Origin of the sequence: Chelatococcus asaccharovorans (assembly GCF_003201475.1) — a bacterium.
GTDB lineage: Bacteria > Pseudomonadota > Alphaproteobacteria > Rhizobiales > Beijerinckiaceae > Chelatococcus > Chelatococcus asaccharovorans.
This window is the reverse complement of record NZ_QJJK01000011.1, coordinates 103247-125529: the sequence shown is the minus strand read 5'-3', so window position 1 is coordinate 125529 and position 22283 is coordinate 103247. Positions and strand designations below refer to the sequence as shown.

The following is a 22283-nucleotide window of genomic DNA, read 5'->3' as shown; positions in this document are numbered from 1 at the left end:
TCAGGCCTTCCAGAACGGCTCGGTCGCCTTGAAGGCCCTCCACCGGCCGGTCAGGGACTTCATCGCCTCGATGCGGTCCCGCTCCAACCAGCCGGTCATGAGGCCGATCGCCCGGTGGACGGCCGGCGCCTGGGACCGCGCGGCGATAGCCTCGAGAAGCTGGTCTGTCGTGGTGACATCATTGTCGACGCCCAGGGCATCCTGCAGTTTGGCAAGCCGCTTCAGATAGGCCTTGGCATGGCTGTCATCCGGGAAGAGCGGCAGGAAGAACTCCGCGGCGTAGCGCAGCTTCTTCAATGTCAGGCGCAGGCCATGCCGGGCCTCCGGCTCCAGATTGCGAAAGCCCGCGCCCTGCTTGAGGGCCTTGCGATGCAAGCGGGACAGCGCGCGCTCGGCCAGCGCTGCAACCGGCTCGGTCAAGACGTTCAGGGTTTCGCTGTCGATGGCGTTGCGCCAGGCGCGGCGTGCCACGATCTGCCCGAGCGACAATGAGAAGCGGTTCGTCCGCTCGGCCGCCAGCATGGCGCGCACGGCTGTGTAGCTCTGCTGGCGGACCGGTTCGGCGGCGGCACGCAGCGCCTCTGCATCGAACCCTGGCAGCCCTGCCGCGGCGATGCCCTGCACGGTCGAGGTCAGGAACACGTCCCAGTTGCGTGCATCGCCGAGCGCTTGCGCGATGGCTTTGGCCTCTGCGGACAGACTTTTCAGGCAGGGGGCGGGGACTTCGCGGTGAAGCAGTGCCAGCGCGGTGCGCAGGCGCCGCAGGGCGACCCGCATCTGGTGCACGCCCTCGGGCGCCTTGCCGTGCGCTGCGGCCGCCGCGTTGCGAACCATATGGGCGTGGCAACCCGACAGCAGCTTGGCGATGGCCGTGTCGACGCTGTCCTCGGCGGTGAGATCGGAGGGACCGGCGCGATTGGCAGCCGGTTCCGTGCCGAGGGCAAGGGCGTAACCACGCTCCGCCTTGCTTTCCCTGCCGACCTGGAGCGGCGCGAGATCGAGAAGCGCGAGCCCGAAGTCGTAAAGCGCACCGATATCGCCTGCCTTGAGCTCCAGCTCGATCTCGTTGATGGGAGCCTGCCTGTCCGCCACCTCGATCGTGCCCTCGTCGAAAGCGAGCTCGATCGTCGCGTTGCGAAGCGCGATGGTCCGCGTCCGGCGGCGTACACGCGTCGTGAACACGGGTGCGATCGCGTCGGCGGCAAGATGGGCGATCGGGTCGCCGATGTCGGAGAGGGGGAACAGGCTGAGGTCCGGCTCCATGCCGGAAACGGGCGTTTCCCATTCCGGGCGGCTCAGCTGGCTGACGTCGGGGGGCAGCTTGATGGTCTGGATGCAGCGCTTGCCGCTTCGCCGCACCCGCAGCGAAACACCATGTGCGGCGAGCCGATGGTCCGGCGTGTCGAAATAGACGGCTTCCAGATGCCGCACCGTCCCCTTGTTCCGCGCATGCTGAACGATAAAAGGGGCATCATGGATCTGTTCGAGCATGCCGGGCGCGGCCAGGAGCTTCAGCTCGATCTCGCGGGGAGCCTCGGCCGCTGCAGCGTCCGGGCCGCCTTCGTCTGAGTGGGCCGCATCGCTGGGCATCGCGTCCAACCCCACACTCCCACACATCGATCACCCTCATAAGCCCTGATTATATCCGGCCAAGTTGCAGGCGTCTGCCGTTAATTGAAGCGGCCTGCGTCACGAGATCGTCGCCGCACTCAGCTTTAGCCCCAATAAGCCACAGGTGATATCTCAACGATATGACACAGATCATGGCTTGATCACGCGTAAGATGTGACGTCGGCGTGGGCGTCGCTGCGCTCGATATTCCGGGCCGGGGGGACTATCGTGTCGGCCGCATACCTGCGGGGGCCTGCGCGCCCGCGGTGATCGACAGCCAGACCGACAACGGACCCGCACGGGAGGATCGCATGATGCAATATGGCAGACTTGGCACCACGGGTACGGAGATCTCGCGTCTGTGCCTCGGGTGCATGACCTTCGGGGTGCCGGGCCGGGGTGACCACAGCTGGACCCTGCCCGAGGACGAGAGCCGGCCGCTGCTGCGCAAGGCGGTGGAAGCCGGCATCACGTTCTTCGATACGGCAAATGTCTATTCCGACGGCACCTCGGAGGAGATCATCGGCCGCGCGCTGAAGGACCTCGCACGCCGCGACGATATCGTCGTTGCGACAAAGGTGTTCAACCGCATGCGTCCCGGTCCCAATGGTGCGGGCCTGTCGCGCAAGGCGATCATGACCGAGATCGATCACAGCCTGCGCCGTCTCGGCATGGACTATGTCGATCTCTACCAGATTCACCGCTGGGATCCGCATGTCGAGGCGGAAGAGATCATGGAGGCCCTGCATGACGTCGTGAAGGCGGGCAAGGCCCGCTATATCGGCGCCTCGTCCATGTATGCGTGGCGCTTCGCCAAGGCGCAGCAGGTGGCCGAGCGCAATGGCTGGACGCGTTTCGTCACCATGCAGAACCATCTCAATCTGCTCTATCGCGAGGAAGAGCGAGAGATGCTGCCGCTGTGCCAGGACCAGGGCGTCGGCATCATCCCATGGAGCCCCATGGCGCGGGGGCGCCTGACACGCGACTGGAACGAGGAAACGGAACGCACGCGCACAGACCGTGTCATGCACAGGCTCTACGATGCGACCGCCGAAGCGGATCGCCGGGTGATCGAGCGGGTGGCGGAGATTGCCGCCGAACGGGGGGTGCCCCGGGCTCAGGTCGCCCTTGCCTGGGTCATTCAGAAGCCGGGCGTCTCGGCGCCGATCATCGGCGCCACCAAGCCGCAGCATCTCGACGACGCCGTTGCAGCGCTTTCGCTCATCCTTTCGCCGGACGAAATCACGCGCCTCGAAGAGCCCTACGTCCCGCATGCGGCGATGCCGCTGGCTTAGGGCACGTTTCGTTCCGACGGAATCGTCTGATGCCAGCTAAACTGATGAATTTGCTCGTCTATTGTCGAGCGGAGCCAATCCGCAAAAAGACAGGCGTGCTCTCGGACGGATCGGCATCTAGCAGTCGGCACCGGTCATCCCGGGACGGTCCGCAGGACACAAGCGGTAGGCTTGGGCCCGCGGATGCAACAGGGATGGGCAGGCGCTTGATCCCTCCCCTTCAGGGGAGGGTGGCCTCGCGCCAGCGAGGTCGGGTGGGGTCGTGAGGCCGGGAGTGGTGCTCTGCTTGGCAGTTGTCGCCGTTCATCGGCAGGGCCAACGCCAAGTCGCCCCACCCGGCGCCTGCGGCGCCACCCTTCCCTGAAGGGGAGGGATCAGCGCGGCAGATGAGACAATGTCGCTTGGTGCACCGCGACTGTCTTGATGACGCGGTCAATTTTTGCCTGGGGTGCACCCTGCGTGCGTCGAGGCGTTTACGGTCTCACGCACGCAGTCGGCGTCCTCAGTTCGGCCGGGCCACCACGGTCACGAAGGCGGTCACGGCATCTTCGAGGGCGCCGCCGTTGTCGATCTCGACGTCAAGCGGAACGGCGCGCAGGGCGGTCGCGCGGTCCAGCCGCTTGGTCGCCTCGTCCTCACTCTCCCGCGCCCGGCCGAAGATCCGTGCGGCCAGCACATCGCGGGAGGCGGTGATGCCGATGACGGTGACATGCTGATAGCGCAGCCGCGCCGCCTGCAGCACCGTCCGCGAGACGTTGCAGATGACGGTGGCGCCACTGGCGATCGCCGTGTCGACGGCCCGCGGCACGCCATAGCGATGACCATGGGCTTGCCAGTGCAGGGCAAAGGCATCCGCATTGACGAGAGCGATGAAGGCATCCTCGTTCAGGCTGATGTTGTCCTCGTCGGCCGACGGGGGGCGGGTGACGCTGCGGCGGGGGAAGACATAACGATCGTCATGCGCCAGCCGCGCGCGGGCGCCGCGCAGCACGCTGTCCTTGCCCGCGCCGCTCGGCCCGACAACGAGCACAAGTCGGCCCGGGCCGATGCGCTCCTGCGGTGCACGGTCCTCTCGGGATCCTGGACCCACGTCCGTTTCGCCATCCATGATTACGCGACCCGGTTGCCCTGTCGGTAGACTTCGCGGACGACCGGATATCCGTCGACCAGCGCCACGCGCAGGACATCCGCGCGCTTGCCGGCGGCGATTTCGCCGCGATCGGTGAAGCCCGCAACGGCTGCCGGCGTTTTCGTGACAAGACGAATGGCGCCGGGTATGCCGCCGACGGCCGGCACATCGGCGAGCGCCATCGCGCCCACGAGCAGGCTTGCGGGCACGTAATCCGACGACAGAATGTCCAACAGCCCCTCCTCGGCGAGATGACGGGCCGAGACATTGCCGGAGTGGGAGCCGCCGAGCAGCACGTTCGGCGCACCCATCAGCACTGACAGGCCGGCGCCATGTGATGCAGCGGCCGCCTCGATGGTCGTGGGGAATTCGGCGACCGCCACACCGAGGCTGAGCGATTCCGCGACGTGGTCCTCGGTGGTGTCATCATGGCTCGCCATGGCGATGCCATGCGCCTTGGCAAGGGCGACGATCCCCTCCTTGTTGCCGGCTGCGAACAACTGCGCGTAGCGCTTGCGCTCGGCGAAGTAGTCATCGAGCTCGGCGTCGGTCTTCGTGGTCTTCCCACGGTAATAGTTGCGCAGCTTTTCCTCGTCGCGAAACTGGCGTTCGCCCGGCGTATGATCCATCAGCGACATCAGCCGGACGTCGAAATGCGCGAGATAGCGGCGCGCGTCGTCCACCATGCCTTCACATGGGATTTCGCAGCGCAGATGCGTGTAGTGGTCGGCGCGCAGCAGGCCGGTGCTGCGGGCCCTCGCGATCGACTGCCCGAGCTCGAAGAGGGCCGAACCCGCCCCCTTGGCGTTGTCGAAGTCGCGGCCGACACGCAGGCTGTCGAGGACGGTGGTGATACCGGCGGCCGCGATCTGCGCGTCATAGGAGAAGACGGCGGAGAAGGCATCCCAGTTGACCTTCGGCCGCGGCGAGAAATGGGGCTCGAGATGGTCGGTATGGAGCTCCACCAGACCCGGGATCAGAAGATCGTCCCCGCAGTCGATCGCGCCCTGCGCGATCACGTCTTCCTCAAGACCGACAATGAAGCCGCCGTCCATATGCACCGTCCCGGCGATCTCGCGGTCCGCGAGGACGATGCGGCGGGCGGCCAGGGTCAGCGAGCCGGTGGAGAGGGAGGGCGGAGCATGCTTGTTCATGGAACTCTCTAAAAGGCTTTCGCCCACCGCACGGGGTGGGTCAAGGCTATTCATCGCTCAATTATTCGCGCGGAGCCGATCCCGATCCGCACTCTCAGGCGGTCACGTGGCCGCGGGACGCGAACCGATGATCGCACTTCGCAACCGTGTGGACAGGGCATCGATGACTGCCACCGTGGCCAGGATGAGAATGACCAGGAAGGCCACGTGCTGCCATTCGAGCGTGCGAATCTGCTCGGACAGATGAAGCCCGATTCCCCCCGCGCCGACAATGCCTATGATGGTGGCCGAGCGCGTGTTGGACTCGAAGTAATAGAGCAGCTGGCTCGCGAAGACGGGCAGCACCTGCGGCAAAATGCCGAAGCGAACCGCCGCGAGGCGGCCCCCGCCGGCCGATAGAACGCCCTCCACCGGCCGGCGGTTTGCGGTTTCGATCGCTTCCGAGAACAACTTGCCCAAGGCGCCCGTGTCCGAGCACATGATGGCGAGAACGCCGGCGAAGGGGCCGAGCCCGACGACATTCACCCAGAGCAGTGCCCAGATCAGCGTGTCGACGCCGCGCACCGTGTCGAGCAGGCGGCGTGACAGGAAATGCACGATGCGGTTGGCCACGACATTCTTGGCGGCGAGGAAGCCGAACGGCAGGGCAAGGATGGCGGCCAGCACCGTTCCGAGGGCTGCGATGGCGACCGTTTCGCCCAATGCGTGCACGAACAGGAGAAAGCGGCTCATCGTGCCGGGCGTCGGCGGCCACATGAGAATGACGAACTTGCCGAGCTGATCGAGGCCCGCGATCATCTTCGCAAAGGAAAAGCCGAGTTCCGCGAAGCCGGTGATGAACAGGGCGAGCAACCCGACAGCCAGCATCACACCGAGAATGCCGTTGCGGGTCACAGGCCGGAAGGCATCGGCATAGCGGGTACGCAGATGCGGCAGTTCGCGCAGCGCATCCTCGCGCAGGCGATTGACGCCGCTTGCGGTGTGGCCTGCAAGAGATGACGATGACGGCGCGTTCATGCGGGCATCCCCGTCAGCGCGTGACGAATGCGCTCGGTGACCATGTCGATGAGCATGACGGTTACGATGATCAGAATGAGAATCGCGCTGACATCCGAGTAGTAGAACTTGCGGATGGCTTCGAGGAGATCCTGGCCGATGCCGCCTGCGCCCACGAAGCCCATCACGGCGGCGCTGCGCACGTTGATCTCGAAGCGCAACAGCGTGTAGCTGACGAAGCCCGACAGGACCTGCGGCAGGACCGCGAAGCGGATGAGGGCGACACGGCCGGCCCCGGTGGCGCGGATGCCCTCGACCGGCGCCATGTCGATGTTCTCGACGATTTCGGAGAATAGCTTGCCGAGCGCTCCCGTGCCGTGAATGGCCAGCGCCAGCACGCCGGGTATGGGGCCGAGGCCAAAGGCAATGACGAAGACGAGCGCGAAGACGATTTCGGGCACGCTGCGGCAAAATTCCATAAAGCGCCGCGCCGCGAAGCGTATACTCGGAGATGGCGTGAGATTGAAGGCGGCAGGAAAGCTCAGGATGAAGGCGCAGACGGCGCCAAGCGCCGTGCCGAGATAGGCGATGAGCAACGTCTCGCCAAGAAGCACGGTCCATTTGCGGAGGCCCCAGAACCACTCGCCGAGGTCCGTCCAGACAGGCTCGCCATTCGCGAGATGGGCGAGCCGGACGATATAGGAGCCGAAAGCGCCGATGTTCTGGAAGAGCTTGCCGAGATTGACCTCCGTCATCCATCCCGCGGTGGCCATGGCGGCGATGAACACGGCCAAGCCGAGGAGCACGCGGGAGCGTCGGGCGCCGATCTCGCGCTCGTAACGGAGCGCGAGTGCCCGGCTGTGGGCAGGCGGCAGCGTGGGGACGGATGTGGTCATGGGCGATGCGCGATCATGTCGCCTTCATCGGGGGGGTCACCGCCCCGATGAAGGCGAGAGCGATCTCAGCTCGACTTCTTGCGCAGGCTGTCGACGAAGCTGTTCAGCTCGATGATCGGCTTGTAGGCGGCGTTGTCGACCGGCTGCCACGGGCCCTGCTTGCCTTCATAGATCTTGTCGAAGGCGGCCTTGTCCTTCGTCTGGATGTCCATGAACGCCTGGCGGATCTTGGTCTTCAGATCCGGCGGCAGGGTTGAGAGCATGGCGAATGGCGAGTTCACGATCTGGTCGGACTTGAAGATGATGCGGAAATCGTCGGCATTGACCATGTTCTTGCGGGCCATCCGCAGAAGGTTCGATTCCTGCTCGTCGTTCCACCAGTTGGCGGCGACATCCACCGTGCCCTGGTTGAGGGCGATGACGGCGTTCTCATGGCTGCCAGTGTAGACGACTTTGCCGAAGAAGGCGGCCGGGTCGATCTTCATCTGGTTCAGCGCGAAGCGCGGCACGTTGTTGCCGGACGTGGAGTTCGGATCGACAAGGCCGAGGTTCTTGCCCTTCAGGTCCTCGATCTTCTGGTAGGGGCTGTCTTTCTTCACGTAGAAGACGGAATAATAGCCCTTCGTGCCGTCGAGGTTGGTCTCGATCGCGAAGGCTTCCGTGTTCACGCCGGTCATCAGCGCGCGTGCAAAAGACGAGGGGCCGTAGGAGGCAATTTGGATGTTGCCGGAGCGCTGGCCCTCGATGACGGCCGCGTAGTCATTGGCGATGCGCAGCTTGACGGGAACGCCGAGTTCCTTTGAGAGGTAGGCCATCAGCGGATTGTAGCGCTCGGTCACGCCCGATGCATTCTCGGCGGGGATGATCGCGAAGGTGAGTTCGGGATACTGGGCCTTCCAGTCCTGCGCGAAGGCCGCACCCGTGGTGAAGAGGCCGACGGCGGCGGCGATGACGAGACGACGGTTGAACATAGGGATCTCCGATCCAGATTATCGTGCGCTGTGGGCGGTATCCGACAGAATTCGCGGCTAACCATTCGATTGAACTCAGGGAGCACGGGGCGCTTTTGGCAGGCACCGAACCCGGTACACATGCGGGCCGAGGGATTTGGGGGCGTCGAGGCCGTCACGCCGGCATGGACAACGCGTTTGCCATCGCGGCCTGCGGATGCGGCATGGCGGCCGCCTTCCCAAGCACGTCCTCAGCCTCCAGGCCGTAGAGATCACGCGCCACATCGTCCGTCAGCGCGTCCGGTGCGCCATCGAAGACGACCCGGCCGGAGGCGATGCCGATGAGGCGATCGCAATAGGTCCGTGCGAGATCGAGTGAATGCAGGTTGCATATCACGGTTATTCCATAGTGCTTGTTGATGCGCAGGAGCGCGTCCATCACAACCTTCGTGTTCCGCGGGTCGAGCGACGCGACGGGTTCGTCGGCGAGGACGATCTGCGGCTCCTGCACCAGCGCACGGGCGATCGCGACACGCTGCTGTTGGCCGCCGGACAGGCTCTCGGCGCGCTGGGCGGCAAGGCCCGCGATGTCGAACTGCTCGAGCGCGGACAGGGCGATCGCCTTGTCCTCGTCCGACCAGAGCTTCAGCACGGCGCGGGGAGCTGGAACATGATTGAGCCGGCCCATGAGCACATTGGTGAGCACATCGAGCCGGCCTGAGAGGTTGAATTGCTGGAAGATCATGGCGGCGGATTGGCGCCAGCGCCGGAGATCGCGGCCGCGCAGCCCCGTGATATCGACGCCGTTAAAGACGATGCGACCGCTGGTCGGGTCGACAAGACGATTGATCATGCGCAGCAGGGTCGATTTTCCTGCGCCGGAACGACCGATCACGCCGATGAAGCCGCCGGGTTCGATCTCCAGCGACACGTTATCGACGGCCGTCTTCGTCGCGAACTGGCGCGAGATATCGCGAATGCTGAGCAAGAACCCCTCCGCAGCCAAATGCCTTATCGCCATGCCCCACCGTCTCCGCCATGCCGGAGACGGATCGCCGAGACTGGAGCGGTCACAGGTGCCACGCGCGCCCCTCGGGCGGACGCCAACATCTGAGCCGCAGTCGATCCCGCAGCCTTGCAAACTACATCGATGGTGAGGCTATAAGGCTCTCCTGCAACACTTCCGTGACAGGGCGCCGTGCAAGCGCAATGGTGCTGGTTCGGGGATGTTGATACTGTTGATAAAGATATGTCGGCTAATAGATATTTGGCTAAATACTTATGATGGCAGCCGATGACTCAACCGCCTGCTGGCCGTGTGTGGCGGCGCGCGGCGGCGCGGCCTGCTATTCGATGATGATCTGGATCCGATCACCGCAATTGGCGCTGATGCCGAAGGCGATGGGACGACCCTCAGCGTCGATGTCGATCTTCTGCGTTTCGAGAACCGGCCGGCTTCGCGCGATCTTGAGCAGGCGGGCTTCCCGGGCTGTCGGCATGCGGCTGATGATCCAGGTGCATTTGCGCGTATAGTCGTTGACGCCGAAGGCCTTCAGCGCTTTCGTGTGGGAAACCGTCTCGCGCAATACGCTGTCAAATCCGCGGAAGCGATCGGCCGGATAGAAATTCTGGCTGAGACCCATGGGACGCCCATCGACCGAGGACAAGGTGTCGATGACGAGGACGTCGGCGCCGCGCGCCAGCTCCAGCCTTTCGCGGACGAGCGGGTCGGCCGTTTCGATGGCCGTCGACAGGATCTCGCGGTCGCCGGCGATGTTGAAGCGGCGCATGTTGTCGGTGAAGCGGGTGCGCTCGCCCACGGCATAGGGGACGGTATCCTCGGCGACGAAGAGGCCGCGCCCGTGCTCGATGCGGATGAGCCCTTCCTTTTCGAGCTCGGCCAGCGCGCGCCGCGTCGTGAAGCGGCTCACGGAGAAATGTTCGGACAAGGCCGCTTCGGGCATGATCTGCTGGCCTGGCTTCAGCGTCTGGTCGCGAATCTCCGTACGCAGGGCGGTTGCCACCTTCTGCCACAGGGAAGGCGCTGCCGTTCGTGCCTTCGTGGAACTGCCTCTTGCCGGCGATGCTTCCATCGATGCTTCCATCTCGTTTCGGTCCGTGTTGTCCCGCGCAGGGTAGCCCGCGGCGCGTGTCGTACTGTTGCGATATGACACGCGTATAGGCGCACCCATAGTCCGATCGTGTGTCACGCCGCAATGTCATTCAATTGATATAATGGTGGCATAGAGATCCGCATGATATAGAAAAGATACGGACCTTTCAAATTAGATCCGTCTATCTTTGGCAGGCATACGGACCGGGCAGAGGCCTCGCCTCGGCGGTCCGGGTGTGGGATTGCGGAGGCGATCGACGCGGATGACAAGCGGGCAAACGGCCGGGAACGGGGTCGGGCAGACGGCTCAACATGGGACAAAGGACAGGGTTGAGGCGCGGCGCTTCTGGATGAGCGTGCTCGCCCGCGCGCCGCGGGAGGAGTTGGAGGCCGTTTTCGCGGGCCTCGCTGCCTGCCCTGAGCATCGGTTCCTGCGCCCGCCGGAAATCGGCCTCGTCATGGTGCAGGGACGCGCCGGCGGCGGGGGCAATGCCTTCAATCTCGGTGAGATGACCGTGACCCGCTGCGCCCTGCAATTCGCCGACGGCACGGTTGGCCTCGGCTACGTGCAGGGGCGGGATCGCCGGCGTGCGGAGATTGCCGCGATCCTTGATGCATTGCTGCAGTCGCCGGGGACGCATCCCGATCTCGAGCAGACCGTTATTGCGCCGCTTGCGGCGGCGCAGGCCGCCCGGCGTGACGCCCGCAGTCGCAAGGCGGCATCGACCAAGGTTGAGTTCTTCACCATGGTACGGGGAGACAATCCGAAATGACGCTCGCATTCGATTCGGCCGGACTTGGGCCGGGCTTCGCCGATCCTGTCTTCGACAGCCAGTCCGTCTTCCGCAGCGTGCTGAACGCCGTCGCCTATCCCGGCGCGATCGAGCGGCTCGCGCACCGACCGGGGGCGCCCGAGGGGCTCGATCCGGCAATGGCCTCGGTCGTTCTCACGCTCTGCGATCTCGACACCCCTATCTGGAGCGATGCCGCGCTTTCGAGCGAGGCTGTGTCGACCTACCTGCGCTTTCATTGCGGTGCGCCCCTGGTCGCCGCGGCTGCGGATGCGCGTTTCGGACTGATCGGCGACGCGGCGGCGATGCCGCGCCTTGACGCGTTTGCCATGGGCGACGAGCGCTATCCCGATCGGTCGACGACCCTCGTCGTGACGGTGCCCTCGCTGACCGAAGGGCCGCAGCGCCAGTGGTCCGGGCCTGGCATTCTCCGCCGCCGGACGGTCGCGGTCGCGGGGCTTCCGGACTGGTTCTGGGCGGATTGGGCGCTCAATCAGGGGCTTTATCCGCTCGGGGTGGATGTTCTTTTTGCATGCGGCGATGCGGTGATGGGCCTTCCTCGGGGCATCACGGTGAAGGAGTAGCCATGTATGTCGCGGTAAAGGGTGGCGAGCGTGCCATCCTGAATTCTCACAAGCTGGTGGCGGAGGAGCGCCGTGGCGATCCGGCGGTGCCGGAGCTCGGTCTCGCGCAGATCACCGAACAGTTCCGCCTCGCCGTCGATCGCGTCATGAACGAAGGTTCCGTCTACGATCCGGAGCTTGCGGCGCTCGCCTTGAAACAGGCGCAGGGGGACAGCATCGAGGCCATCTTCCTGCTGCGCGCCTATCGCACCACCCTGCCGCGCATCGCGGTGTCCCGCCCCATTGAAACGGCTGAGATGGCCGTGCGCCGGCGCGTCTCGGCCGCCTATAAGGATATGCCCGGCGGGCAGGTTCTCGGGCCTACCTACGACTACACGCATCGGCTGCTCGATTTCGCCCTGGCGGCGGAAGGCGAGACGGTTCCGGAGGCCGAGCAGGCCGCTTCACCGCTGCCGGAGACCATGCTGCCGGTGCTCGATATTCTCTCCCACGAGGGCCTGATCGAGGAGGAGGTGGCGGACCGGGAAGGCGAGCCCGTCTTCGACGTCACCCGCGATCCCATGTCCTTTCCGGCGGGGCGCGATCAACGGTTGCAGAACCTCGCGCGCGGCGACGAAGGCTTTGTCCTGGGGCTCGCCTATTCGACGACGCGCGGCTACGGCGGCAGTCATCCCTTCGTCGGTGAATTGCGCATGGGTGAGGTCTCGGTCGAGATCGTGCCGGAAGAGCTCGGCTTTCCCATCGACATCGGCGATATCACGGTCACCGAGTGCCAGATGATCAACCAGTTCAAGGGCTCGGCGGAGAAGCCACCGCAGTTCACGCGCGGCTATGGGCTGAGTTTCGGCCACTGCGAGCGCAAGGCCATGGCCATGTCTCTCGTGGACCGGGCGCTGCGCTGCAAGGAACTGGGCGAGGATGCGCTTTACCCCGCGCAGGATGATGAATTCGTCCTCTCGCATACCGATAATGTCGAAGCCGTCGGCTTCGTCACCCATTTCAAGCTGCCTCACTATGTCGACTTCCAGGCAGAGCTCGAACTCGTGCGCAAGATGCGCGCCGAGCAGGCACGGGTGGAACCGCAGGAGGCCGCGGAATGACCGGCGACTATAATTTCGCCTATCTCGATGAGCAGACGAAACGGATGATCCGCCGGACGCTCCTGAAAGCGCTCGCCATCCCGGGCTACCAGGTGCCGTTCGGTGGCCGCGAGATGCCGCTGGCCTATGGCTGGGGCACGGGCGGCATCCAGGTCACGGCCAGCGTCATCGGCCCCCGCGACGTGCTCAAGGTCATCGACCAGGGCGCCGACGACACCACCAATGCCGTGTCGATCCGCCGCTTTTTCGAACGCGTTGCCGACGTGGCGACGACCGAGAAGACGACGGACGCCACCATCATCCAGACGCGCCATCGCGTCCCGGAGGCCAATCTGGTCGAGGGGCAGATCCTCGTCTATCAGGTGCCGCAACCCGAACCCTTGCGCCGGCTTGAGCCACGCGAGACCGAGACGCGCAAGATGCACGCCTATGGCGAATACGGGCTGATGCAGGTGAAGCTCTACGAGGACATCGCGCAGTTCGGCCATATCGCGACGACCTACGATTATCCTGTCATCGTCAATGGACGCTATCTCACCGCGCCGTCGCCCATCCCGAAATTCGACAATCCCAAGATGCAGGACAATCCCGCGATCCAGCTCTTCGGCGCCGGCCGCGAGAAGCGCATCTACGCGATCCCGCCCTATACCACCGTGAAGAGCCTCGATTTCGACGATCACCCGTTCACGGTCCAGCGCTGGGACGGCGCCTGCGCGCTGTGCGGCGCAACCGACAGCTACCTCGACGAAGTGGTGCTCGACGACAGGGGCAAACGGATGTTCGTCTGTTCCGATACCGACTATTGCGGCCAGCGCCGCGCCGCGGGCCATGTGGGCGAGCAGCCCGATATGGATGATGCGCTCGAGCCGGAGGCGAGATGATGACCACGGTATCAGCCACAAGGCCCGAACGAATGACGCGCGCATCGGCTGCTGTCCGCAAGCCCCTCCTCAAGGTGGAAGGCCTCAACAAGTCTTTCGGCCGCACGGTCGCCTGCCGGAATATCGATTTCACGCTCTATCCGGGCGAGGTCATCGGGATCGTCGGGGAATCCGGCTCGGGCAAGTCGACCCTGCTCAATTGCCTCTCCGGCAGGCTGGCCCCGGACGCCGGCTCGATCGCCTATGATCTGCGGCGTGGGTCGGAGGACGCACCGCTCGTCGATATTCTCACCTTGTCCGAGCCGGAGCGCCGCATGCTGATGCGTACGGATTGGGGCTTCGTTCACCAGAACCCGCGCGACGGGCTGCGCATGGCCGTGAGCGCCGGCGGCAACATCGGCGAGCGGCCCATGGCGATCGGCGCGCGCCACTATGGCGATATCCGGCGGGAGGCCGAGGATTGGCTCGCTCGCGTGGAGATCGATATCGACCGCATCGACGACAAGCCGCGTGTGTTTTCCGGCGGCATGCAGCAGCGCCTGCAGATCGCCCGCAATCTGGTGACGCGGCCGCGCCTCGTCTTCATGGATGAGCCGACCGGCGGCCTTGATGTCTCGGTGCAGGCGCGCCTGCTCGATCTCCTGCGCGGACTGGTGCGCGATCTCGGCATTGCCGCCGTGGTGGTGACGCATGACCTTGCGGTGGTCCGGCTCTTGGCCGACCGCCTCATGGTGATGTGGCGCGGCGACGTGGTGGAGGCGGGATTGACCGACCAGGTGCTCGACGATCCCCATCACCCTTATACGCAGCTTCTGGTGTCTTCGGTGCTGCAGGCGTGAACGTCGCAAGGATTGATATGATGGTCGCCAGAATAGATGTTCGCAGTCTGAGTAAAAGTTTCACCCTGCACACCCAGGGTGGCGTGCGGATCCCGGTATTCGCCGGCCTTGATCTTCGCGTGCACGCGGGCGAATGCGTGTGCCTGCACGGGCCATCCGGTGCCGGCAAGTCGACGCTCCTGCGCTCGCTCTATGCCAACTACAAGCCCGACAGCGGTGAGATTCTGGTGATGCATGACGGCGCAGCCATCGATCTCGCCAGCGCCGAGCCTTGGCGCGTGGTGGAGGTCCGCCGTCGCACGGTCGGCTACGTCAGCCAGTTTCTGCGCGTCATACCGCGGGTCCCGACACGCGATATCGTCGCCGAGCCGGCGAGGATATGGGGACTGCCCGGCGAAGAAGCGGACGCGCGCGCCGGCGACCTTCTTAGCCGACTGAATATCCCGCGGCGGCTTTGGTCGCTGGCGCCAGCCACCTTTTCCGGGGGCGAGCAGCAGCGGGTCAATATCGCCCGCAGCTTCGTCGTCGACTATCCCGTTCTTCTGCTCGACGAGCCGACGGCCTCGCTCGATGCCGCCAACAGGCAGATTGTGATCGCGCTGATCCGCGAGGCCAAGGCGCGCGGCACGGCGGTCGTGGGCATCTTTCACGACGCGGAAGTACGCGAGGCCGTTGCCGACCGGCTGTTTGAAGTCGCACAGTTCCAGAGGGCCGCATGACCAGATTATCCGAGACGGCGCTGATCCATCCGACCGCCGATGTCAAGGACAGCGAATTGGGCCGCTATGTCGATATCGGCGCGCGCTGCCATGTCGCGCGGTCGCGTATCGGCGACTATTCCTATGCCGTCGAAGGTACGCAGATTGCCTATGCGGATATTGGAAAGTTCTCCAATATTGCCGCTTATGTACGCATCTACGCCAGCATGCATCCGATGCATCGCGCCTCATTACATCACTTTTCCTACCGGTCCGGCTGGTACTTCGATGGCGAGAGCGACGACGCGGATTTCTTCGATTGGCGCGCGGGGAGCCGCATCACGATCGGTCATGATACCTGGATCGGCCATGGTGCGGTCGTCATGCCGGGTGTGACGATCGGTACCGGTGCCGTCGTTGGTTCCAATGCCGTCGTCACGCGCGATGTTCCCGACTTTGCGATTGCCGTCGGTGTGCCGGCGAAGACCATCCGTCAGCGGTTCCGGGATGAGGTGGCGCAGGCGCTCATGGACCTCGCCTGGTGGGATTGGCCGCACGACAGACTTCATCAGGCGCTGCCCGATTTCAGGGCGATGTCGGCTGAGGAGTTCATAGAAAAATACAAATGAAAGGCGCGTATATATACTTTGAAATATTAGATAGATTATGATTTTCTGCTGATTTATTTCTGAAATCTGCTCTCGTCATAAAACTGATGCGCGGCAAGTATATAAGATAGCCAATATATATCGATCCGAAGGATATGGATATGCTGGATCTGTCACGTCGTTCATTCATGGCGGGAAGTGCTGCCGCTGCGACGCTCGCGGCCACGGGGGTCTCGGCGCAGGCCAAGCGCCCGGAGCTGCGCATCGCGGTGCAGGGGCTGCCGGTCACGCTCGAGCCGGTCAATGCCATCGGCAATGTCGGCAATCGCGTCACCAACGCGCTCTTCGATACGCTGATCCGCCGGGATTTCTTCGCCGACGGCTCCGGCACGGCGACGGCGCTGGTGCCGGCGATCGCCAAGTCCTGGAAGCGGGATGATGCGCGCACGGTAACCGTGACCATCGCCGACGGCATCAAGTTCCACAACGGCGAGACCGTCACGGCCAAGGACGTGGCCTTCACCTTCTCGGCCGATCGCGCCTGGGGCACGAAGCCGATGGTGCCGCGCGGCCCGCTGTTCTCCGCGAATTTCGAGAGCGTGGAAGCGCTCGACGACAAAACCGTGCGCTTCAAGACCAAGGCCGATGACTTCAGCCTGGAGAAGCGCCTGGCGTCGTGGATCGCCTGGGTCGTGCCGGAGAAGCTCTATCGCGAGCAGGGACCGGAGGCCTTCGGCCTGAAGCCGATCGGGACGGGCCCCTACAAACTTGTCGAGTTCATCCCCGGCGACCGCGTCGTCCTGGAGGCGTTCGACGATTACTATCTCGGGAGGCCGACGGCCTCACGCGTGACTTTCCAGGTCGTGCCGGAAGTCGCGACCCGCGCCGCGGGCCTCATCAGCGGCGATTATGACATTGCCTGCGCGCTGACGCCCGACAACCTGCCGATGCTCACCTCGCAGTCCCACGTGGAAGCGCGTTCGTCGCAGATCGAGAACGTGCATCTCGTCGTGTACCAGTCTGATGCACCGGTGCTCTCCGACAAGCGCATGCGCCAGGCGCTCAACCTCAGCATCGACCGCGACCTGATCAACAAGACGCTGTGGGGCGGGCTTGCCGGCATCACCAACGGCTTCCAGATCCCGCAATATGGCGTGGTCTACGATCCGAAGCGCCCGGGGTTCAAGCATGATCCGGCCGCGGCGCGTGAGCTGGTGAAGGCGGCGGGCTACAAGGGCGAGCCGATCACCTTCCGCACGTTGAACGATTACTACGTGAATTCGGTTGCCGCCATCCAGATGATGCTGGAAATGTGGAAGGCTGTCGGCATCAACGCGCGTATGGAGATCGTCGACCAGTGGAGCCAGGTGCTGGCGCCGGGGCTGCAGATCCGCAACTGGTCGAATGGCTTCCAGATGCCCGACGCGGCGACGCCGCTTCCGAGTGACTGGGGTCCGAAGGGCTCGGTCCAGACCGTGCATGGCTGGAAAGCGCCGCAGGCCTTCAATGACCTCGCCGCCCAGGTCGCAAGCATGCCCGACGGCGACGACCGCCGCGGTGCCTTCCAGCGCCTCCTCGACATCTGGGAGGACGAGGCGCCCGGTGCGGTGCTGTATCGACCGGTCGAGATCTATGGCGTCCGCCGTGGCATCAACTGGAAGCCGGTGAGCTTCGAGTTCATGGATCTGCGGCCCTACAATCTCACCTTCCCCGGGTGACGCTGGGCATGGCCGGGCGTCCGACGGCGCGTATCGAGGTCGAGGGGCTCACCCTCGCTTCGGCGGCCGGAGACATCCTTGTCAATGACGTCGACCTCGCCGTGTCAAGCGGCGAGATCGTCGCCCTCGTCGGGGAGAGCGGCTCCGGCAAGAGCCTGACGGCGCTTGCCATCCTCGGCCTTCTGCCGCGCGGTATCATGTGGCGCGGCGGCCGCGTGCGCCTCAACGGCACCGATGTCACCGGCCTCGCCGGGCCCCACGCGTCCATCCGCGGCCGGCAGATCGCGGCCATTTTTCAGGACCCGCAGGCCTCGCTTGATCCGCGCTGGACGGTGGGGCGCTATCTCACCGGCCAGTTCCGCCGCTACGGCGCCACGAGCCAGCGCGCGGCGCGGGCGGCGGCTGTCGATATGCTGGCACGCGTCGGCCTTGGTGATCCCGCGCGCATTCTCGGGGCCTTTCCCCACGAATTGTCCGGAGGCATGGCCCAACGGGTGATGATCGCCGGGGCGCTTGCCGCCGGGCCGCAATTCCTGATCGCCGACGAACCGACGACCGCGCTCGACGTGACGACGCAGGCGCAGATTCTCGACCTTCTGGAAGATCTTCAAGCGGATACGGGTCTCGGCGTGCTGCTCATCACGCATGACCTCGGTGTCGTCGCGGAAATGGCGCAGCGCGTCGCCGTGCTGTACGGCGGCACCGTCATGGAGACGGGGGAGGCGGCCGACGTGCTCGGCGCGCCGTGGCATCCCTATACCCAGGCGCTGCTCGCCTCGATGCCTGACCTTGCACAACCGGCGCCGCCACGGCCCATCTCCGGTTCGCCCGGGGATCGGCTTGCCGCCGGCACCGGTTGCCCGTTCCAGCCGCGTTGCCGGGATGCGATCGCGCTTTGCGCGCAACGTCCGCCGTCGGTCGTCGTCAGCGGCAGTCACCGCGCGGCCTGCCATCGCAGCGAGCCGCGCCTGCCGCACGGGTTCGGCGGGGACAAAACCCAACCGCAGACGTCGGGATATCCCTTGCCCGCAGCCGGCACATCGTCAGCGGAGCGCCGCCATGTCGGTTGATCTGGATATGCCGGTTGATCAAAGGTCGGCTGATCGAACATCGGCCGAGGTGCTCGTCGCGGCGCACGGCGTCGGGCGGTCCTTCAGCGTCGGTGGATGGATCGGCGCCCGCCGCACCATCGCCGCCGTTGGCCATGTCGACCTTGCGATCAGGCGTGGGGAGACGCTGGCGATCGTGGGCGAGAGCGGCTGCGGCAAGAGTACGCTCGGCCGCCTGTTGCTCGGCCTGGAACGCCCGACGCGTGGACAGGTGCTGTTCGCCGGACAGGATCTCGCCGGCTTGAGCGAAGGCAGGCTACGGCACCTCAGGGCGCATATGCAGCTCGTCTTTCAGAATACGCTGGCGGCGCTCGATCCGCGCATGACCATTGGCGAGCAGGTGCTGGAGCCGTTCCGCATTCATCGCAATGAGACCGGGACCGTCGCGCCGCCCATTGAACAACTGCTCGCCGATGTCGGCCTCGGCGCCGCGCTGGCCGCGCGCTTTCCCCACCAGCTGTCCGGCGGCCAGCGCCAGCGGGTCGTCATGGCCCGGGCGCTGGCGACGGAGCCGGACTTCGTCGTCTTCGATGAGCCGGTCTCGGCACTCGACGTCTCCGTCCAGGCGCAGATCATCGCCCTCATCCGCAGCCTGCAGCGCCAGCGCGGCTTTGCCTCGGTGTTCATTTCCCACGATCTCCGGGTCGTGCGCCATATCGCCGACCGGATCGCCGTCATGTATCTCGGGCGGGTCGTGGAGGAGGGGCCGATTGCGACGGTCTTCGCGGCGCCCGCCCATCCCTACACCCGCGCGCTGGTCTCGGCGGTGCCGCGCATCGCGGTTGGCACCGCGCGCCAGCGCGTACGGCTTGCGGGCGAGCCGCCGAGCCCGGCCGCGATACCCGCGGGATGTCCCTTTCATCCTCGCTGCGCCCTCGCGCAGGATGTCTGCCGCGTGGAGCTGCCGCGCATCACTGCCGTCGGCGCGGGGCATCACGTCGCCTGTCATTTCGCGGCTGTGGCAGCCGAAGATGCTGCCCCGTCAACCATGACCGCAACCACAACCGTGCCGTCGGCCCCGCCGCGGCGGCAGGCTCACGCCTGAGCCACAGTCGAGATCATCACGAGAGGGCATCCCCGATGCGCGTCGTCACCTACAACATCCAATATGGCAAGGGCCGCGATGGCCGCTATGACATCGATCGTGTCGCCGACGTGCTCGTCGGCGCCGACATCGTCGGCCTGCAGGAGGTCGAGGCCTATTGGGAGCGCTCCGGCAATATCCACCAAGTCGAGCGCATCGCGGAGCGGCTGGGCGGATACCACGCCGTGTATGGGGCGACGGTCGACATCGACAAGCGCCTCGACGGGCGCCATGTCCGCCGCCAGTTCGGCAACGCCATCCTGTCGCGCTGGCCGATCATCACAACGCGCACGTTCCTCTTTCCGAAGCTGACGCCGCTGACGGCCCATGCCATCCAGCGCGGCGTGACGGAAGCGACGATCGAGACGCCGCTTGGCCTGATCCGCGTCTATTCCAGCCATTTCTCGCATCTGTGCGATGAGGAGCGGCTTCTCCATGCCCAATTGACCCTCGACGTGCATCGCCGCGCGCAAAGCGACGGCCCCGTCTCGGCCGGCGGGCACCCCGATACCTCGTGGCTGGAAGAGCCGCCGCCGCCGGTGCCCGCCGAGGCGATCCTGATGGGTGACCTCAACCTGACGCCGGACAGCCCCGTCTACGAGCTGCTCGTCGGCCCGACCAGTCACATGTACGGCCGCCTCAATCCGCCCGGCTGCTTCTGCGACGCCTGGGTCGCCGCCGGCCACGCCGAGACCGAAGGCGATACCATCTATCGCGACTGGGATGGCAAGACCGGCAAGCGCATCGACTACATCATGGTCACGCCCGGCCTCCGGGCCAAGGTCGCCTCGGCCGAGGTGCTGCGCGACGCCGATGCGTCCGATCACCAGCCGGTCGCGGTCACATTCCGCGACTGACATCCCATGTTCGGCTTCGCCACCGTCAAGATCCTGCGCGCGATCATCACCCTCTGGGCGGTGATGACCTTCGCCTTCGTTTTCATGCGCCTGACCGGCGACCCCGCCCGCGAGCTCCTGCCGGACAACGCGACGGAGGAGGTGATCGCGCTCTTTCGCGCCCGCTGGGGGCTCGATCAGACCCTGTGGACGCAATATGTCGTCTATATCACCAACCTGATGCGTGGCGATTTCGGCCAGTCGCTGGCCAATGGGCGGGAGGCGCTGACGGTCGTGCTGGAGCGCCTGCCGGCCACGCTGACGCTGACCGGGACGGCCTTTGCGCTGGTGCTGGCGATCGGCATTCCCGGCGGCGTCATCGCGGCGCTCAATCGCGGCCGGCCGCTCGACCAGGGCATGATGCTGTTCTGCTCGCTCGGCTACAGCCTGCCGAATTTCGTCCTCGGGGTCACGCTCATCTTCCTTCTGGCGGTCGGGCTGCGCTGGCTGCCGAGTTCCGGCAGCGCGACGCCTGCCCATCTCGTCATGCCGGTCATCACATTGGGCTTCTCAGGCGCTGCCGTGATCGCCCGCTTCACGCGCTCGGCCGTGCTCGAGGTGCTCGAGCAGCCCTATGTGCGGGCGGCGATCGCCGCGGGCGAGACACGCGGGCAGGCCATCCTGAACCATGTCCTGCCCAATGCGGCGATCCCCATCGTCACCATCATCGGCTTTTCGCTCGGCGGGCTCGTCGGCGGCTCGATCATCGTCGAGCAGGTCTTCGGCTGGCCGGGCGTCGGACGGCTGCTGGTCGATGTCGTAGGCCTGCGTGACCTCGCCGTCGTGCAGGCGCTGGTCATGCTCTTCGCCACAACGATGACGCTCGCCAATCTGTCGGTGGACCTCGCCTATGGCTTCCTCAACCCGAAAATACGCAGGCGGCACTGAATGAGCGTGCTCGATATCGGCCGTCGCGTCCGGATCGGTCGGCGCTGGGGCAAGCCGCCGCCGGTGGCGATCGCCATCGCCTTCCTCTGGATCGCCGTGATCCTCGCCGCCTCGATCGCGGCGCCGGCCATCGCGCCCTTCGGCTATGCGGAGCAGCAGCCGCTCTTGCGCCTGAAGCCCCCGGCGATCCTCGGCTACGACAACCCCTTCCTGTTCGGCAGCGACCATCTCGGCCGCGATGTCTTCAGCCGGGTGCTTTATGGCATCCGCTTTTCGATCGTCATCGCGTTGTTCGGGACAGTGCTGGGCATGCTGATCGGTGTCGTGCTCGGCATGCTGGCGGCGCGGCTGCGCGGGTGGTGGGAAGAGGCCATCATGATGCTTGTCGACATCCAGGCCTCGCTCCCCTTCATCATCTTTGCCATCACGGTCGTCGCCTTCTTCGGCAAGAGCTTCTGGCTGCTCGTTCTTATCGTCGGCTTTGCCGGCTGGGAGCGTTACGCGCGGCTTGCCCGCGGGCTCGTGCTCGACGCCGAGACGACGGGCTATGCCGGGGCGCTGCGCGCGCTCGGGGCCGGCTCGCCGCGGATCTATGTCAGGCATATCCTGCCCAATATCGTCGGCGCGCTGATCGTGCAGATGACCCTCAACTTCCCCGAGGTCATCCTGCTGGAGACGGGCCTCAGCTTCCTCGGCCTCGGCGTGCAGCCGCCGCTGACGTCGCTGGGCCTGCTCGTCAACGAAAGCCGCAACTATATCGTGCTCGCCTGGTGGATGGCCGCCGTCCCCGGCGCTGTCATCGTCCTGACGACGTTGTCGGTGAGCCTCATCGGCGACTGGATGCGGGATCACTTCGATGCGCGGCTGCGCTGAGCCGAGGGCGCGGGCTCAGGCGGTGCGAGAGCAAGGCAAAGGCCAGCGAGATCAAGGTCGCCATGCCGAT

Annotated in this window: 22 protein-coding genes; 14 read left to right on the top strand and 8 right to left on the bottom strand. The window is 65.3% G+C overall.

Features of this window, described 5'->3' with window-relative positions; genetic code table 11:
- Entirely contained in the window at window positions 1-1590 is a 1590-nt protein-coding gene (locus C7450_RS24265; protein ID WP_110377049.1) for a CYTH and CHAD domain-containing protein, read from the bottom strand.
- Between the two features lie 335 nt (window positions 1591-1925).
- Here C7450_RS24265 and C7450_RS24260 point away from each other — a divergent pair, with 335 nt between their 5' ends.
- Complete coding sequence (locus tag C7450_RS24260; protein WP_110377207.1) at window positions 1926-2906, top strand: aldo/keto reductase; 981 nt, start codon at window positions 1926-1928, stop codon at window positions 2904-2906.
- A 502-nt stretch (window positions 2907-3408) separates the two neighbouring features.
- On the opposite strand, the gene phnN is transcribed toward C7450_RS24260, so the two are convergent.
- The 7 genes from phnN to phnF all read right to left on the bottom strand — a co-directional run bounded on the left by phnN (window position 3409) and on the right by phnF (window position 10124).
- Window positions 3409-4014: a phosphonate metabolism protein/1,5-bisphosphokinase (PRPP-forming) PhnN gene (gene phnN / locus C7450_RS24255; RefSeq protein ID WP_110377048.1), complete on the bottom strand. Its 606-nt coding sequence runs from the start codon at window positions 4012-4014 to the stop codon at window positions 3409-3411.
- Between the two features lie 2 nt (window positions 4015-4016).
- Window positions 4017-5189, bottom strand: coding sequence for an alpha-D-ribose 1-methylphosphonate 5-triphosphate diphosphatase (locus C7450_RS24250; protein ID WP_110377047.1), 1173 nt, complete (start codon window positions 5187-5189; stop codon window positions 4017-4019).
- 102 nt (window positions 5190-5291) lie between these two features.
- Window positions 5292-6206, bottom strand: a complete 915-nt coding sequence (gene phnE, locus C7450_RS24245; RefSeq protein WP_110377046.1) for a phosphonate ABC transporter, permease protein PhnE — start codon at window positions 6204-6206, stop codon at window positions 5292-5294.
- Window positions 6203-7081 carry a phosphonate ABC transporter, permease protein PhnE gene (phnE, locus tag C7450_RS24240; protein WP_110377045.1) on the bottom strand — a complete coding sequence of 293 codons (879 nt, stop codon included), beginning with the start codon at window positions 7079-7081 and terminating at the stop codon, window positions 6203-6205. Before phnE (C7450_RS24240) ends, phnE (C7450_RS24245) begins: the two co-directional genes overlap by 4 nt.
- A 65-nt stretch (window positions 7082-7146) precedes the next feature.
- Window positions 7147-8052, bottom strand: coding sequence for a phosphonate ABC transporter substrate-binding protein (gene phnD / locus C7450_RS24235; protein ID WP_110377044.1), 906 nt, complete (start codon window positions 8050-8052; stop codon window positions 7147-7149).
- A gap of 154 nt (window positions 8053-8206) precedes the next feature.
- Window positions 8207-9019 (bottom strand): phosphonate ABC transporter ATP-binding protein, encoded by an 813-nt coding sequence (gene phnC / locus C7450_RS24230; protein ID WP_110377206.1) that lies wholly within the window; start codon window positions 9017-9019, stop codon window positions 8207-8209.
- Window positions 9020-9377: 358 nt separating this feature from the next.
- Window positions 9378-10124 (bottom strand): phosphonate metabolism transcriptional regulator PhnF, encoded by a 747-nt coding sequence (phnF, locus tag C7450_RS24225; protein WP_170147410.1) that lies wholly within the window; start codon window positions 10122-10124, stop codon window positions 9378-9380.
- 283 nt (window positions 10125-10407) lie between these two features.
- Here phnF and phnG point away from each other — a divergent pair, with 283 nt between their 5' ends.
- From phnG to C7450_RS24160, 13 genes are all read left to right on the top strand, one after another.
- On the top strand, window positions 10408-10917 hold the full coding sequence (gene phnG, locus C7450_RS24220) for a phosphonate C-P lyase system protein PhnG (RefSeq protein WP_110377042.1): 510 nt from the start codon (window positions 10408-10410) through the stop codon (window positions 10915-10917).
- Window positions 10914-11519 (top strand): phosphonate C-P lyase system protein PhnH, encoded by a 606-nt coding sequence (gene phnH, locus C7450_RS24215; RefSeq protein WP_110377041.1) that lies wholly within the window; start codon window positions 10914-10916, stop codon window positions 11517-11519. The genes phnG and phnH overlap by 4 nt, the downstream gene beginning before the upstream one ends.
- Window positions 11520-11521: 2 nt before the next feature.
- Window positions 11522-12619 carry a carbon-phosphorus lyase complex subunit gene (locus tag C7450_RS24210; RefSeq protein WP_110377040.1) on the top strand — a complete coding sequence of 366 codons (1098 nt, stop codon included), beginning with the start codon at window positions 11522-11524 and terminating at the stop codon, window positions 12617-12619.
- A complete protein-coding gene (locus C7450_RS24205; protein WP_110377039.1) occupies window positions 12616-13500 on the top strand; it encodes an alpha-D-ribose 1-methylphosphonate 5-phosphate C-P-lyase PhnJ in 885 nt (294 codons plus the stop codon). Before C7450_RS24210 ends, C7450_RS24205 begins: the two co-directional genes overlap by 4 nt.
- A 32-nt stretch (window positions 13501-13532) precedes the next feature.
- On the top strand, window positions 13533-14339 hold the full coding sequence (phnK, locus tag C7450_RS24200) for a phosphonate C-P lyase system protein PhnK (protein ID WP_110377038.1): 807 nt from the start codon (window positions 13533-13535) through the stop codon (window positions 14337-14339).
- Between the two features lie 20 nt (window positions 14340-14359).
- Window positions 14360-15058 carry a phosphonate C-P lyase system protein PhnL gene (phnL, locus tag C7450_RS24195; RefSeq protein WP_110377037.1) on the top strand — a complete coding sequence of 233 codons (699 nt, stop codon included), beginning with the start codon at window positions 14360-14362 and terminating at the stop codon, window positions 15056-15058.
- Window positions 15055-15666 (top strand): DapH/DapD/GlmU-related protein, encoded by a 612-nt coding sequence (locus C7450_RS24190; RefSeq protein WP_110377036.1) that lies wholly within the window; start codon window positions 15055-15057, stop codon window positions 15664-15666. Before phnL ends, C7450_RS24190 begins: the two co-directional genes overlap by 4 nt.
- Before the next feature lie 140 nt (window positions 15667-15806).
- A complete protein-coding gene (locus C7450_RS24185) occupies window positions 15807-17363 on the top strand; it encodes an ABC transporter substrate-binding protein (protein ID WP_170147409.1) in 1557 nt (518 codons plus the stop codon).
- A gap of 8 nt (window positions 17364-17371) precedes the next feature.
- On the top strand, window positions 17372-18433 hold the full coding sequence (locus C7450_RS24180; RefSeq protein WP_146227488.1) for an ABC transporter ATP-binding protein: 1062 nt from the start codon (window positions 17372-17374) through the stop codon (window positions 18431-18433).
- Between the two features lie 7 nt (window positions 18434-18440).
- A complete protein-coding gene (locus C7450_RS24175; protein ID WP_110377205.1) occupies window positions 18441-19517 on the top strand; it encodes an ABC transporter ATP-binding protein in 1077 nt (358 codons plus the stop codon).
- 35 nt (window positions 19518-19552) lie between these two features.
- Window positions 19553-20413 carry an endonuclease/exonuclease/phosphatase family protein gene (locus tag C7450_RS24170; RefSeq protein WP_170147407.1) on the top strand — a complete coding sequence of 287 codons (861 nt, stop codon included), beginning with the start codon at window positions 19553-19555 and terminating at the stop codon, window positions 20411-20413.
- 6 nt (window positions 20414-20419) lie between these two features.
- Window positions 20420-21340: an ABC transporter permease gene (locus C7450_RS24165; protein ID WP_110377032.1), complete on the top strand. Its 921-nt coding sequence runs from the start codon at window positions 20420-20422 to the stop codon at window positions 21338-21340.
- Window positions 21341-22213 (top strand): ABC transporter permease, encoded by an 873-nt coding sequence (locus C7450_RS24160; protein ID WP_110377031.1) that lies wholly within the window; start codon window positions 21341-21343, stop codon window positions 22211-22213. It abuts the gene before it with no gap.
- The last annotated feature ends 70 nt before the right edge of the window (window positions 22214-22283 follow it).